Here is a 14568-nt window from a genome sequence, read left to right as displayed (position 1 = left end):
GCTCCCACAGACAAATCTGTATCTGTGGGAGCGGCGGTGCGGCGTCCGGCTTGTCCGGCAATGGGGCCGGCACAGGCAACAACATCTGCCGAACCGACCAGCAATCCCCATGGGCTGCTCTTGAGTCTGGATCTATCAGCGCTTCTGGGTCAGCGCACGGCGCTCGAACTCGACGATACGCTGGCGGTAGTGCTCGATGGTCTGCGCGGTCAGTACGCTGCGCTGGTCATCCTTGAGCTCACCGTCGAGCTCGTGGGCCAGCTTGCGCGCGGCGGCAACCATCACGTCGAAGGCCTGCTTCGGATGACGCGGGCCAGGCAGGCCAAGGAAGAAGCTGACCGCACGGGTGCTGAAATGGTCGATGTCATCCAGGTCGAATATGCCTGGCTTGACCGCGTTGGCCATGGAGAACAGCACCTCGCCGTGACCGGCCATGCTTTCGTGGCGATGGAAGATGTCCATCTCGCCGAAACGCAGGCCGCTTTCCAGGATGTTCTGCAGCAACGCTGGGCCCTTGAAGCCACCTTCGTCACGGGAGATGACGCTGATCACCAGCACCTCTTCGACCGGAGGCAACTCTTTGGCGGCGTTGTTGCTCGTGGCGAAACCGCTGTTGCGGTTGTTGTCGGCACTGAAGTCGTCATCGCTGTCGGCGAACAGGTCCGGCTCGCGCGGTTCAGCGACCAGATTCAGGTCGCCCTGCTGCGACTCGGCAACAGCACGCTTGCCACGCTTGGGCGCCTTGGCCGGCTTTGGCTCGCGCTCGCGTTCACGGGCCGGGGCGCTCATCGACGGCAGGTCGGTTTCGTCCAGCTCCGGCTCTTTATGCGTGTCCAGGACGCGCGCAGGGCCGAGCACCTCGGCACTGCCCTCGTCGTCCGGGAGGTTGGAATAGCTACGATCCAGACGGAACTTCAACTTGCCCTTGCCGCCGCGCATGCGGCGCCAGCCGTCGAAAAGAATACCGGCGATGACAATGATGCCGATGACGATCAGCCACTCGCGCAGACCGATTTCCATGTAATCCCGTGCCTCTATAAAAATATGCTTGAAAACAAAGGCTTCAAAGCCCTTTAACACGTGGCGCCAACTCTATGTTCTGACAGGCGTTTTACCCACGCAAAAAACGAGTGACATTAAGCTAGCACGACCAAAGACAACTTTACACCGTCTGTCGCACATGCAAGGCGCATTTGCCTACAGATATCGCCCAATCTTCACGCATCAGGCGTCAACCATGGCCATGGCCTCCTCCACATCAACTGCAACAAGACGTGAACAACCGGGCTCATGCATGGTGACCCCCATCAATTGATCGGCCATTTCCATGGCAATCTTGTTATGCGTAATGTAGATGAACTGCACGGTCTCGCTCATTTCCTTCACCAACCGGGCGTAACGCCCGACGTTGGCATCGTCCAGCGGCGCATCGACTTCGTCGAGCATGCAGAACGGTGCCGGGTTCAGCTTGAAGATGGCGAACACCAACGCCAATGCGGTCAGTGCCTTCTCGCCGCCGGACAGCAAATGGATGGTGCTGTTCTTCTTGCCCGGCGGGCGCGCCATGATCGTCACCCCTGTATCGAGTAGATCTTCGCCCGTCAGTTCCAGATAAGCGCTGCCGCCACCGAAAACTTTTGGGAAAAGTGCCTGTAATCCGGCATTTATCTGATCAAAGGTATCCTTGAAACGGTTTCGGGTTTCCTTGTCGATCTTGCGGATGACGTTCTCGAGCGTCTCCAGCGCCTCGACCAGGTCAGCGTTCTGGGCATCGAGATAGCGCTTGCGCTCGGACTGCTGCTCGTACTCCTCGATTGCCGCCAGGTTGATCGCACCCAGGCGCTGGATACGCGCTTCAGTCTGCTCCAATTCCTGCTCGGTACCCTGCTCGCTGGCCTCGGGCTCGAGCGTGGCGAGCACACCCTGCAGGTCGTAACCGTCGGCAAGCAACTGCTCTTGCAAGGTCTTGCGCCGCACATCCAGGCCCTGGGACTCAAGGCGTGACTGCTCCAGTTGCCCGCGCAACAACTGGGCCTGCTGTTCAGCCTGGGCACGGCGTTTTTCGACGTCGCGCAGTTCGCGATCGGCCTCGTCCATGTGCAGGCGCGCCTGGCGCATTTCCTCATCGACACTCATGCGCCGTTCGAGCAGCTCTTCGAGCTTCAGGCGCAACTCTTCCAGCGGCGCCTCGCCCTCTTCAAGATTGAGGCTCAACTGCTCCTGGCGCTCGCTCAGGCGTGCAGCCTGCTGCTCAAGACGTTCCAGGGCCTGGCGCGTGGAGTCGTGCTGGGCACGCAGGGAACCCAGGCGCACCGCCAACTGGTGGGCATGGTCCTTGTGCTGACGGGCCTCCTGGCGGACGCGATCGAGGGTTTCGCGCAGGGTGTCGCGACGGGCCATCAGTTGTTCACGCTGCTCGGTGTCCTGGGCCATAAGGTCCAAGGCCTCCTGCAGCACCAGGCGCGCTTCGCCCAGTTGCTCATGCTCCAGGGCGCGTTGTTCCTGGAGTTCGGCCAGTTCTTCCTGCAAGCGGCGGCGGCGCAGCTCCAACTGTTCGGCACGAGCACGCCCGGCAGACAGGCTCGCCTTCAGCTCGCCAAGCTGCCGGTTTTCGTCCTGGCTGCGGCGGCGCAGTTGCTCGCGCTGTTCTTCATGGGCGAGCTGTTGCTCGCGAAGGTCTTGCAGCTGCTGCGTGAGCTGTTCGAGCAACGCCTCGTGCTCCAGTTGCTCATGGCCGAGGCGCTCGATCTCCTGCCCTCGCGCCAACACGCCACCCTGGGACTCGCCACCGCGGCTGACCCGCAGGAAATGCCGGCCCACCCAGTAGCCATCACGGCTGACCAGGCTGTGGCCCTCTTCAAGCGTGGCGCGCAGGGCCAGGGCCTGTTCCAGGGACTCGACCGGCTTGACCTGGCCGAGCCAGGGTGCCAGATCGATGCGTCCGTCGACCTTGTCCAGCAGGCTACCGGGCAGGCGCGCACCCTCGCCGCTCGCCAGCAGCAGGCGCAGGTCACCCTGCTCCAGGGCGGCAAAATCAAGTGCAGCAAAATCGTCCACCAGCACCGCCTGCAGGTCGGCACCCAGTACGGTCTCCACCGCCAGCTCCCAACCGGGCTCCACGCGCAGCCCTTCAGCCAGGCGCGGACGGCTGCCCAAGCCCTGCCCCTGCAGCCATTCAGCCGCGCCACTGCCGGGTTCGAGGGCCGCTTGCTGCAGGGCCTCCAGTGACGCCAGACGCCCGCCCAGGCGCTGCAATTCACCCTGCTGTTGCTGCTGGGCCTGGGTCGCCTGCTGCAGTTGCTCGCGCACAGCCTCAAGCCGCTCGACCACCTGCTGCTCCTGCAACTGCAACGCTTCGAGCTGCAACTCGCTGCCAGCCACCTGCTCCGACAGTTCGAGCATGGCGGCGTCCTGGGGATCGGCGCCCAGTTGCTGGTTCTCTTCGCTCAGCTTGCGCTGGCGCTCGGCCAGACGTTCCAGGCTGCTCTCCAGCTGCTGCAGGCGTGCCTGCTGGACCTCGGCCTGACGCCGTGGCTCGGCGGAGCGGGTATTGAAATCGTCCCACTGAGCCTGCCAGCCGTGCATGCCCAGCTCGGCCTCCTCGAGCGTCGCAGCGGACTCTTCGGCGGCGGCGAGGGTCATTTCCTGCTCGGGCTCGAGCATCGCGAGATCTTCGGCCAGGGTCGCCAGCAGGGTGCGGTCGTGGCCCAGGTGCGACTCGGTTTCCAGGCGCGTGCGCTCGGCTTCCTTGAGATCATCCTGCAACTGGCGCAGGCGCTGCTGGCCGTGCTGGATGCTCTGCTCGACCCGGGCGATATCGCCCGCTACGGAATAGAAGCGCCCCTGTACCTGGTTGAACCGCTCGGACAGCTCATGGTGCCCGTCGCGCAAGCGTTCAATGCTGGCATCGGCATTGCGCTGCTCGGCCACCAGTGCCTCGAAGGCCACTTCCTGGTCACCGATGATGCTTTCGCGCTGGCGCACGCGCTCATCCAGTGCACGCCAGCGCAGTGCCGACAAGCGCGCCTTGAGTTGGCGCTCCTGGGCCTTGTATTCGCGGTATTTCTCGGCGGCCTGGGCCTGGCGATGCAGGCGTTCGAGCTGGCGCTCCAGCTCTTCGCGCAGGTCGGTCAGGCGCGCCAGGTTCTCCTGGGTGCGGCGGATGCGGTTCTCGGTCTCGCGGCGACGCTCCTTGTACTTGGAGATGCCCGCCGCTTCCTCGATGAAGTTGCGCAGCTCCTCGGGCTTGGCCTCGATCAGCTTGGAAATCATGCCCTGTTCGATGATCGAGTAACTGCGCGGGCCCAGGCCGGTGCCAAGGAAGATATCGGTGATGTCACGGCGGCGGCACTTGGTGCCGTTGAGGTAGTAGGTGTTCTGCGCGTCGCGGGTCACCTTGCGACGGATAGAGATCTCGGCATAGGCGGCGTATTCACCGACCAGCGTGCTGTCGCTGTTGTCGAACACCAGCTCGATGCTCGCCTGGCTCACCGGCTTGCGCCCGGAGGAGCCGTTGAAGATGACGTCGGTCATCGACTCGCCACGCAGGTTCTTCGCCGAGCTTTCGCCCATCACCCAGCGTACGGCGTCGATGATGTTGGATTTGCCGCAGCCGTTGGGCCCGACCACCGCCGCCATGTTGCTAGGGAAATTGACCGTGGTGGGGTCGACGAACGACTTGAACCCGGCCAGGCGAATGCACTTGAGGCGCATCGGTCAGGCCTGCGCCAGCGCAGCCAACACCAGCTCGCAGCTGCGTTGGCAGTAGGCGATCAGCACCTCGCGGATACGCGGCAGGTCGCGCAGCAATACCGCCTCCAGCAGGCGGGCGAACAGGTCGACATAGTCGTCCATGCTGGCCTGGCGTTGATCCAGCGCCAGGTAGTAGGCGCGGCTCATGGCCGGCTGCAGGTTCTCCACGGTCTCCTGCAGGTACGGGTTGCTTGCGAAGGGGAAGGCGGCGCGCATGACGGCGAAACTTTCGGCGACGAAGGCCTTGATGTCCAGGTTGTTGCGAGCCTGGTGCAGGCGCTGCTGGATCTCCAGGAACGGCAGCAGGTCGGTCTCGCTGCGCCACTGCTGGGCGACGGCGTTGCCCAGCAGGATGTACAGCTCGCCCATGAGGCTGCACAGGCTGCGCACACTGTGCTCGTCGAGTTCGGTGACGTGGGCTCCGCGACGCGGCAGGATCGCTACCAGATGACGACGTTCAAGAATCAGCAGCGCTTCGCGTACCGAGCCGCGGCTGACATTCAGGGCCTGGGTGACCTTCTGCTCCTGGATGCGCTCGCCGGGTGCAAGCTCGCCGCGAATGATCCGCTCGGCCAGGTAGTGGGCAATTTGCTCGGAGAGGCTGTCCGGCGCCTTGAACGTCATGATTTTCCTTCGGAATCGAAAACGGGGCACGAAAGGCGCGATTGTAGCGCACTCGCCGGGCTTGCGCGCAGCGGCGCGCGAGGCTTTGTGCGACCTGTCGGTCAGTCGCAGTGCCCGGCGCGATCTATGCTTGTAAAGAGACAGGGTTGGGCGGCCAGAACCCGGCACGGGTAAAATCTTGACCTTTGGGTCAGAAAAATATTGACCTCAAGGTCAGCCCTTGCTTAGAGTCCGCCCAACAACAATAAAACCATTACGAGGCCTTCCCCGTGATCCAGTTTCTCGTCAACCAGGAGCTGCGCAACGAGCACGCCCTGGACCCGAACATGACGGTGCTGCAGTACCTGCGCGAGCACCTGGGCAAACCCGGCACCAAGGAAGGCTGCGCCAGCGGCGACTGCGGCGCCTGCACCGTGGTCGTGGGCGAACTGACCCCGGATGACCTGGGCCAGCCGACGCTGCGTTATCGCAGCCTCAACTCCTGCCTGACGTTCGTTTCCTCCTTGCACGGCAAGCAACTGATCAGTGTCGAGGGCCTCAAGCACCAGGGCGAGCTGCACAGCGTGCAGAAGGCCATGGCCGACTGCCACGGCTCGCAGTGCGGCTTCTGCACTCCAGGCTTCGTCATGTCGCTGTTCGCCCTGCAGAAGAACAGCAGCGGCCACGACCTGCACCAGGCCCAGGAAGCCCTGGCCGGCAACCTGTGCCGCTGCACCGGCTACCGGCCGATACTCGACGCCGCCGAGCAGAGTTGCGCCCGCCCCTGCCAGGACCAGTTCGACGCCCAGCAGGCGCAGACCATCGCCCGTCTCCAGGCCATCGCCCCGCAGCAGACTGGCGAGCTCAACAGTGGTGACAAGCGCTGCCTGGTCCCGCTGACCGTCGCCGACCTGGCCGACCTGTACAGCTCGCACCCCGAGGCACGCCTGCTCGCAGGCGGCACCGACCTGGCACTGGAAGTCACCCAGTTCCACAAGACCCTGCCGGTGATGATCTATGTCGGCCATGTCGCCGAGCTCAAGCGCATCGACAAGACCAGCAGCCACCTGGAAATCGGCGCCGCCAGCCCGCTCACCGACTGCTATGGCGCGCTGAACGAGGAATACCCCGACTTCGGCGCCCTGCTGCACCGCTTCGCTTCGCTGCAGATCCGCAACCAGGGCACCCTGGGCGGCAACATCGGCAACGCCTCACCGATCGGCGACTCGCCACCCCTGCTGATCGCCCTCAACGCACAGATCGTCCTGCGCCAGGGCGATCGCCAGCGCACGATGGCGCTGGAAGACTATTTCATCGACTACCGCATCACGGCCCGCCAGGACAGCGAGTTCATCGAGAAGATCCTGGTGCCACGCGCCAGCAGCGAGTGGACGTTCCGCGCCTACAAGGTGTCCAAGCGTCTGGACGATGACATATCTGCGGTATGCGCAGCGTTCAACCTGAACATCGAGAACGGCGTGGTCGGTGGCGTGCGCATCGCCTTCGGTGGCATGGCAGCGATTCCCAAGCGTGCCCGTGCCTGCGAGGCGGCGCTGCTTGGCAAGCCCTGGAACCAGGCGAGCATCGAGCGCGCCTGCCAGGCACTGGCCGAAGACTTCAGTCCGCTGACGGATTTTCGCGCCAGCAAGGAATACCGCCTGCTGACCGCGCAGAACCTGCTGCGCAAATACTTCATCGAACAGCAATCGCCGTACATCGAGACCCGGGTGACCGCTTATGTCTAACCATCACGCCGTCAAGAGCCAGGCCGAGATGGCCGAACTGTTCAGCCAGGACCTGACCAGCGGGGTCGGTCGCAGCGTCAAGCACGACAGCGCCGACAAGCACGTGTCAGGTGAAGCGGTGTACATCGACGACCGCCTGGAATTCCCCAACCAGTTGCACGTCTATGCGCGCACCGCCGACCGTGCTCACGCGCGCATCCTGCGCATCGACACGACCCCCTGCTATCAGTTCGAAGGCGTGCGCATCGCCATCACTCACGAGGACATTCCAGGGCTCAAGGATATCGGCCCGGTGGTCGCGGGCGATCCGCTGCTGGCCATCGACAAGGTCGAGTTCTTCGGCCAGCCGGTGCTCGCCGTCGCCGCCCGCGACCTGGACACCGCTCGCCGCGCCGCCTTGGCGGCCATCGTCGAATACGAAGACCTGGAACCGGTGCTTGATGTGGTCGAAGCCTTGCGCAAGAAGCATTTCGTGCTCGACAGCCACACCCATCAACGCGGCGACTCGGCCAAGGCCCTGGCCAGTGCCCCGCATCGCCTGCAAGGCACCCTGCACATCGGCGGCCAGGAGCACTTCTACCTCGAAACCCAGATTTCTTCGGTAATGCCTACCGAAGACGGTGGCATGATCGTCTACTGCTCGACGCAGAACCCCACCGAGGTGCAGAAGCTGGTCGCCGAAGTGCTCGACGTGCCGATGAACAAGGTGGTGCTGGACATGCGCCGCATGGGCGGCGGTTTTGGTGGCAAGGAAACCCAGGCCGCCAGCCCCGCTTGCCTGTGCGCGGTGATCGCGCGCCTCACCGGGCAGCCGACCAAGATGCGCCTGCCGCGGGTCGAGGACATGACCATGACCGGCAAGCGTCACCCGTTCTACGTCGAATATGACGTCGGCTTCGATGATGAAGGCCGCCTGCACGGCATCGAATTCGACCTGGCCGGCAACTGCGGTTATTCGCCGGACCTGTCCGGCTCGATCGTCGACCGCGCCATGTTCCACTCCGACAACGCCTACTACCTGGGCGATGCTACGGTGAACGGCCACCGCTGCAAGACCAACACCGCGTCGAACACCGCCTACCGCGGCTTCGGCGGCCCGCAGGGGATGGTCGCCATCGAGCAGGTGATGGACCACATCGCCCGCCACCTGGCGCTCGACCCACTGGCGGTGCGCAAGGCCAACTACTACGGCAAGACCGAACGCAACGTCACCCACTACTACCAGACCGTCGAGCACAACCTGCTCGAAGAAATGACCGCCGACCTGGAAGCCAGCAGCGACTATGCCGAGCGGCGCAAGTCGATCCGCCAGTTCAACGAACACAGCCCGGTGCTGAAGAAGGGCCTGGCTCTGACCCCGGTGAAGTTCGGTATCTCGTTCACGGCCACCTTCCTCAACCAGGCGGGCGCCTTGATCCACATCTATACCGACGGCAGCATCCACCTCAACCACGGCGGCACCGAGATGGGCCAGGGCTTGAATACCAAGGTCGCCCAGGTGGTGGCGCAGGTGTTCCAGGTCGATTTCAACCGCATCCAGATCACTGCCACCAACACCGACAAGGTGCCCAACACCTCGCCAACGGCGGCGTCCAGCGGCGCCGACCTGAACGGCAAGGCGGCGCAGAACGCGGCCGAGATCCTCAAGAAACGTCTGACCGAGTTCGCCGCCCGGCACTACCAGGTCACCGAGGAAGATGTCGAGTTCCGCAACGGCCATGTACGCGTGCGCGACCAGTTGCTGAGCTTCGAGCAACTGGTGCAACAGGCCTACTTCGCGCAGGTGTCGCTGTCGAGCACGGGCTTCTACCGCACGCCGAAGATCTTCTACGACCGCAGCCAGGCGCGCGGCCGGCCGTTCTACTACTTCGCCTTTGGCGCCGCCTGCGTCGAAGTGATCGTCGACACCCTGACCGGCGAGTACAAGATGCTGCGCGCCGACATCCTGCACGACGTCGGCGACTCGCTGAACCCGGCGATCGACATCGGTCAGGTCGAGGGTGGCTTCATCCAGGGCATGGGCTGGCTGACCACAGAGGAGCTGGTGTGGAATGCCAAGGGCAAGCTGATGACCAACGGCCCGGCGAGCTACAAGATCCCGGCGGTGGCCGACATGCCCCTGGACCTGCGCGTGAAGCTGGTGGAAAACCGCAAGAACCCCGAGGACACGGTGTTCCATTCCAAGGCCGTGGGCGAGCCGCCGTTCATGCTCGGTATCGCGGCCTGGTGCGCGATCAAGGATGCGGTGGCGAGCCTCGCCGACTATCGCGTGCAGCCGCACATCGACGCCCCGGCGACACCCGAGCGGGTGCTGTGGGGGTGCGAGCAGATGCGCAAGGCAGCGGCGCAACAGCAGCCGACCGAACAAGAACTGGAAACCGTCACCCACTGACAGCGAGGGATTCCCTGGGAGCGGGCTTGCCCGCGAATGTGAGGATGGCCTTACCGTCCTCCTCGCGGGCAAGCCCGCTCCTACAGGGCCCTCAGCATGGTTTAGAGAGGCTACATCATGCACCAATGGATCAATGCCCTCGCCGACCACCAGTCCCGCGGCGAACCCTGCATCCTGGTGACCATCATCGAGGAGCGCGGCTCGACGCCACGCAACGCCGGCTCGAAGATGGTGGTCAGCGCCAGCAGCCTGTTCGACACCATCGGTGGCGGGCACCTGGAGTTCAAGGCCCTGCACATCGCCCGGCAGATGCTTGCCGAGCAGCGCAGCACACCGCATCTGGAGCGCTTCAGCCTGGGCGCGAGCCTGGGCCAGTGCTGTGGCGGCGTCACGGTGCTGTTGTTCGAACCCATGGCGCCGGTGCAGGCGCAGATCGCGGTGTTCGGCGCGGGCCATGTCGGCCGGGCTCTGGTACCCTTGCTCGCCGCATTGCCCTGCCGGGTGCGCTGGATCGATTCGCGCGAGCAGGAGTTCCCGCTGCTTATCCCCCACGGGGTGACCAAGGTGGTCAGCGAGGAGCCGGTCGACGAAGTGGCCGAACTGCCGCCGGGCAGCTACTGCATCGTCATGACCCACAATCACCAGCTCGACCTGGAACTGACCGCCGCCATCCTCAAGCGCAACGACTTCACCTGGTTCGGCCTGATCGGCTCGAAGACCAAACGGGTCAAGTTCGAACACCGCCTGCGCGAGCGCGGCTACGACGATGCCGTGCTGGCACGCATGCGCTGCCCCATGGGCCTGCCGGAGGTCAAGGGCAAGCTGCCCATCGAGATCGCGGTGTCCATCGCCGGCGAAATCATCGCCACCTACAACGCCTGCTTCGGCCAGCATGACGCTGGCGCCAATGCAGGCCCCATTGCCCAGTTGCTGCCGCCCTCCCGGCGCAGCCAAGCCATTTGACGAGCGCTTTATGACTGCAACCCGCAAAGCCTACCGAGCCGCCATCCTGCACAGCATCGCCGACCCTGCCGAAGTCGGCCTGGAGGCCTCCCACGAGTACTACGAAGACGGCCTGCTGGTGGTCGACGAAGGCCGCATCAGCGCCCTGGGGCACGCCACCGACCTGCTGCCGACCCTCGACGCCGATATCGAAGTGGTGCACTACCAGGATGCCCTGATCACCCCGGGCTTCATCGATACCCATATCCATTTCCCGCAGACCGGCATGATCGGCTCCTACGGCGAGCAACTGCTGGACTGGCTGAACACCTACACCTTCCCTTGCGAAAAGCAGTTCGCCGACAAGGCCCATGCCGACAAGGTGGCGAAGATCTTCCTGCAGGAACTGCTGCGCAACGGCACCACCACCGCGCTGGTGTTCGGCAGCGTGCACCCGGAGTCGGTCAACGCCCTGTTCGAGGAGGCCGAGCGCCTGGACCTGCGCCTGATCGCCGGCAAGGTGATGATGGACCGCAATGCCCCCGACTACCTGACCGACACCGCCGAGTCGAGCTACAGCGAGAGCAAGGCGCTGATCCAGCGCTGGCATGGCAAGGCTCGCCTGCACTATGCGGTGACGCCGCGCTTCGCGCCCACCAGCACGCCTGAACAACTGGCCATGGCCGGACAACTGCTCAAGGAGCATCCGGGCGTGTACCTGCACACCCACCTGTCGGAGAACCTCAAGGAGATCGACTGGGTCAAGGAACTGTTCCCCGAGCGCAAGGGCTACCTGGACGTCTACGACCATTTCGAACTGCTGGGCGAGCGCTCGGTGTTCGCCCACGGCGTGCACCTGTGCGACGAGGAATGCCAGCGCCTGGCCGAAACCGGCTCGGCCGTGGCCTTCTGTCCGACGTCCAACCTGTTCCTGGGCAGTGGTCTGTTCAACCTGCCCCAGGCCGAGCGTTTCAAGGTCAATGTCGGGCTGGGCACCGATGTGGGCGCTGGAACCAGCTTCTCGCTGCTCAACACGCTGAACGAGGCGTACAAGGTGATGCAACTGCAGGGTGCGCGCCTGCACCCTTACAAGTCGCTGTACCTGGCGACCCTCGGCGGCGCCCGCGCCCTGCGTCTGGACGACCGCATCGGCAGCCTGCGCGCCGGCAACGATGCCGATTTCGTGGTGCTCGACTACAAGGCCACGCCGCTGCTGGACTACCGCATCCAGCAATCCAACAGCATCGAGGAGACCTTGTTCGTGCTGACCACCCTGGGCGATGACCGTACCGTGCGCGAGACCTTCGCCGCGGGGCGCTCGGTACATCGGCGCTGATGCACAAAGGGCCGCTGCGCGGCCCATCGCGGGACGAGCCCGCTCCTACAGAGAAAGCACCGGGCCCGAGGGGTGTGCTGTACCTGAACTGCCGCAAAGGTTGGATTCATGTCCAACTTGGCAGCAGTCCAACCTGTGGGAGCGGGCTGGTCCCGCGATGGGCTGCGCAGCAGCCCTCGGTCATTCATTCAGACAAACGATCAACCCTTGGCGGCGGCCTTGGGTTTTTTCAGCAGGTGCGAGAACACCGCATGCAGGTCGTCGGACGCGCTGTCTTCGTCAAGGTTGAGCTTGCTGTCGATATGATCCATGTGATGCATCATCAGGCTCACCGCCTGCTCGGCATCGCGCGCCTCGATGGCATCGATCAGCTGCATGTGTTCATCGTACGAGCAATGCGAGCGGTTGCCGCTTTCGTACTGGGCGATGATCAACGACGTTTGCGACACCAGGCTGCGCTGGAAGCTGACCAGCGGTGCATTGCCGGCCGCCTCGGCCAGCTTGAGGTGGAACTCGCCGGAAAGACGGATGCCGGCGCCACGATCGCCACGCGAGAAGCTGTCGCGCTCCTCGCGGACCATCTGGCGCAGTTCGTTGAGTTGCTCGCCGGTGGCGTGCTGCACCGCAAGCTCGGTGATGGCGCGCTCGACCATGCGCCGGGAGAAGAACACCTGGCGCGCCTCCTCCACCGTGGGGCTGGCCACGACCGCACCACGGTTGGGTCGCAACAACACCACGCTTTCATGGGCCAGACGCGACAAGGCGCGGCGAATGATGGTGCGGCTGACGCCGAAGATTTCGCCCAGCGCTTCCTCGCTCAACTTGGTGCCCGGCGCCAGGCGCTGTTCGAGAATGGCCTCGAAAATGTGCGCATAGACGATGTCGTCCTGGGTACCGCTGCGGCCGGCCTTGGCTGTGCGCGCAGGTTTCTTCAGAGGTTGCAGCTGTTCGTTCATGGGCACTCGAGCACAAGGGATCGGCCAGTGGAACCTCGACTGTAATACCTGTCAGAGGGTGGCTGGCAAGTCCTGGGGTGAAAAAAGGGATCAAGGTATCTGCGCATTGTACACAGGCTGAGCCGTTTCTGCAGGTGGCCAATACCCATATAGCTGCGTGAGCACAGATTGTGCGAACAAAAGATAAAACATTATTTGCATTCTTTGTACACAAAAGCATAATCCACCGAGCAACTTCCTGACCCAAAAGTCAACAAAGCCGTCAGGCGTCTGCCACCCCCTCGCGGAGCCGCCAAGTGCATGCGCAGGACCAAGGCTCCAGAACAACAAGAAAGACTTGAGGAGTACTCGCTGTGGAAAGCCGCAAATCCGAAGCACCAACGCTGGATCTCGCTGCGTCGCCCCGACCGGGATGGCTGGAGCGGATCTTCAAACTCCGGCACCACGGCACGACCGTCAGGACCGAAATGATCGCCGGGATGACCACTTTCATCACCATGGCCTACATCATCTTCGTCAACCCCAACATCATGGCCGACGCCGGTATCGATCACGGTGCCGCCTTCGTCGCCACCTGCATCGCCGCCGCCCTGGGCTGCCTGCTGATGGGCCTGTACGCCAACTGGCCGGTGGGCCTGGCACCGGGCATGGGGCTCAACGCCTTCTTCACCTACACCGTGGTCGGCACCATGGGTTACACCTGGGAGGCCGCGCTGGGCGCCGTGTTCGTCTCGGGCGTGCTGTTCATGCTGCTGACCCTGTCGCGGGTGCGCGAGTGGCTGCTCAACAGCATTCCGGTGAGCCTGCGCCATGCCATGGGTGCCGGGGTCGGGCTGTTCCTCGGGCTGATCGGCCTGAAGACCGCCGGCATCATCGTCGACAGTCCGGCGACGCTGATCAAGCTCGGTTCGCTGCATGAACCCGGACCGCTGCTGGCGGCCGTGTGTTTCCTGATGATCGCGGTGCTGAGCTACCACCGGGTGTTCGGCGCCATTCTCATCAGCATCATCGCCGTGACCCTGGCCGGCTGGGGCCTGGGCCTGGTGCAGTATGGCGGGGTGTTCTCGCTGCCACCGAGCCTGGCACCGACCTGGATGGCCATGGACGTGGCCGGGGTATTCAACGTCAGCATGATCAGCGTGGTGCTGGCCTTCCTGTTCGTGCACATGTTCGACACCGCCGGCACCTTGATGGGCGTGGCGCAGCGGGCGAACCTGGTGGCCCCGGACGGTCGGATCGAGAACCTGTCGCGTGCCCTTAAAGCCGACAGTGCCTCCAGCGTGTTCGGCGCCGCAGTAGGTGTACCGCCGGTGACCAGCTACGTGGAAAGTGCCGCCGGGGTCGCCGCGGGCGGGCGCACCGGCCTGACGGCGGTGGTGGTCGGCCTGCTGTTCGTCGCGGCGATGTTCTTCGCCCCGCTGGCCGGGATGATCCCCGCCTATGCCACGGCCGGCGCGCTGATCTACGTGGCGATGCTGATGATGGGCAGCATGGCGCACATCAACTGGGACGAGGCGACCGACAGCATCCCGGCGATCGTCACCGCGATCATGATGCCGTTGACCTTTTCGGTGGCCGACGGCATCGCCCTGGGCTTCATCAGCTACGTCGTGCTCAAGGCCGGGACCGGCAAGTACAAGGAAATTTCCGCAAGCCTGTGGGTGCTGTGCGTGATCTTCATCGCCAAGTTCGTGTTCCTCTGAAACGTCGCCGGGCCCGCAACGGGCCCGGCCCACTCCAGCCGTCAGGAATTTTTCGGAAACCCAATTGGTCGCCGCACCCCTGGATGGATTAAAGTATCACCCCCTGCCCGGCAACCGCCCTCCCCCAAGCGCCCGGCCC

9 protein-coding genes are annotated in these 14568 nt (G+C 64.0%); 5 read left to right on the top strand and 4 right to left on the bottom strand.

Features of this window, described 5'->3' with window-relative positions; genetic code table 11:
* Positions 1-135 precede the first annotated feature (135 nt).
* The 3 genes from zipA to ACNFHO_RS22215 form a co-directional block, all read right to left on the bottom strand.
* Complete coding sequence (gene zipA / locus ACNFHO_RS22225) at positions 136-1020, bottom strand: cell division protein ZipA (RefSeq protein WP_416767361.1); 885 nt, start codon at positions 1018-1020, stop codon at positions 136-138.
* Positions 1021-1224: 204 nt separating this feature from the next.
* On the bottom strand, positions 1225-4713 hold the full coding sequence (smc, locus tag ACNFHO_RS22220) for a chromosome segregation protein SMC (protein WP_416767360.1): 3489 nt from the start codon (positions 4711-4713) through the stop codon (positions 1225-1227).
* Positions 4714-4716: 3 nt separating this feature from the next.
* On the bottom strand, positions 4717-5376 hold the full coding sequence (locus tag ACNFHO_RS22215) for a GntR family transcriptional regulator (RefSeq protein WP_416767359.1): 660 nt from the start codon (positions 5374-5376) through the stop codon (positions 4717-4719).
* A 269-nt stretch (positions 5377-5645) separates the two neighbouring features.
* Here ACNFHO_RS22215 and xdhA point away from each other — a divergent pair, with 269 nt between their 5' ends.
* The 4 genes from xdhA to guaD all read left to right on the top strand — a co-directional run bounded on the left by xdhA (position 5646) and on the right by guaD (position 11770).
* Positions 5646-7100, top strand: a complete 1455-nt coding sequence (xdhA, locus tag ACNFHO_RS22210) for a xanthine dehydrogenase small subunit (RefSeq protein WP_416767357.1) — start codon at positions 5646-5648, stop codon at positions 7098-7100.
* Positions 7093-9492 (top strand): xanthine dehydrogenase molybdopterin binding subunit, encoded by a 2400-nt coding sequence (xdhB, locus tag ACNFHO_RS22205; RefSeq protein WP_153773403.1) that lies wholly within the window; start codon positions 7093-7095, stop codon positions 9490-9492. The genes xdhA and xdhB overlap by 8 nt, the downstream gene beginning before the upstream one ends.
* Before the next feature lie 117 nt (positions 9493-9609).
* Complete coding sequence (gene xdhC / locus ACNFHO_RS22200; RefSeq protein WP_416767355.1) at positions 9610-10455, top strand: xanthine dehydrogenase accessory protein XdhC; 846 nt, start codon at positions 9610-9612, stop codon at positions 10453-10455.
* A gap of 10 nt (positions 10456-10465) precedes the next feature.
* Entirely contained in the window at positions 10466-11770 is a 1305-nt protein-coding gene (guaD, locus tag ACNFHO_RS22195) for a guanine deaminase (RefSeq protein ID WP_054893626.1), read from the top strand.
* Positions 11771-11970: 200 nt separating this feature from the next.
* Here the strand turns inward: guaD and ACNFHO_RS22190 are convergent, their stop codons facing one another.
* On the bottom strand, positions 11971-12726 hold the full coding sequence (locus tag ACNFHO_RS22190) for a GntR family transcriptional regulator (RefSeq protein WP_054893625.1): 756 nt from the start codon (positions 12724-12726) through the stop codon (positions 11971-11973).
* 467 nt (positions 12727-13193) lie between these two features.
* Here ACNFHO_RS22190 and ACNFHO_RS22185 point away from each other — a divergent pair, with 467 nt between their 5' ends.
* Positions 13194-14429 carry an NCS2 family permease gene (locus ACNFHO_RS22185; RefSeq protein ID WP_371105597.1) on the top strand — a complete coding sequence of 412 codons (1236 nt, stop codon included), beginning with the start codon at positions 13194-13196 and terminating at the stop codon, positions 14427-14429.
* Positions 14430-14568 lie beyond the last annotated feature (139 nt).

Source organism: Pseudomonas sp. NY15374 (assembly GCF_048068255.1).
Lineage (GTDB): Bacteria > Pseudomonadota > Gammaproteobacteria > Pseudomonadales > Pseudomonadaceae > Aquipseudomonas > Aquipseudomonas machongensis.
This window is presented reverse-complemented; position numbering and strand designations above follow the sequence as displayed.

What these genes read in the sequence shown, in the direction of transcription:
- zipA (WP_416767361.1), bottom strand. Translation starts at nt 1,020, where the DNA reads ATGGAAATCGGTCTGCGCGAGTGGCTGATCGTCATCGGCATCATTGTC.
- smc (WP_416767360.1), bottom strand. Translation starts at nt 4,713, where the DNA reads ATGCGCCTCAAGTGCATTCGCCTGGCCGGGTTCAAGTCGTTCGTCGAC.
- ACNFHO_RS22215 (WP_416767359.1), bottom strand. Translation starts at nt 5,376, where the DNA reads ATGACGTTCAAGGCGCCGGACAGCCTCTCCGAGCAAATTGCCCACTAC.
- xdhB (WP_153773403.1), top strand. Translation starts at nt 7,093, where the DNA reads ATGTCTAACCATCACGCCGTCAAGAGCCAGGCCGAGATGGCCGAACTG.
- xdhC (WP_416767355.1), top strand. Translation starts at nt 9,610, where the DNA reads ATGCACCAATGGATCAATGCCCTCGCCGACCACCAGTCCCGCGGCGAA.
- guaD (WP_054893626.1), top strand. Translation starts at nt 10,466, where the DNA reads ATGACTGCAACCCGCAAAGCCTACCGAGCCGCCATCCTGCACAGCATC.
- ACNFHO_RS22190 (WP_054893625.1), bottom strand. Translation starts at nt 12,726, where the DNA reads ATGAACGAACAGCTGCAACCTCTGAAGAAACCTGCGCGCACAGCCAAG.
- ACNFHO_RS22185 (WP_371105597.1), top strand. Translation starts at nt 13,194, where the DNA reads ATGATCGCCGGGATGACCACTTTCATCACCATGGCCTACATCATCTTC.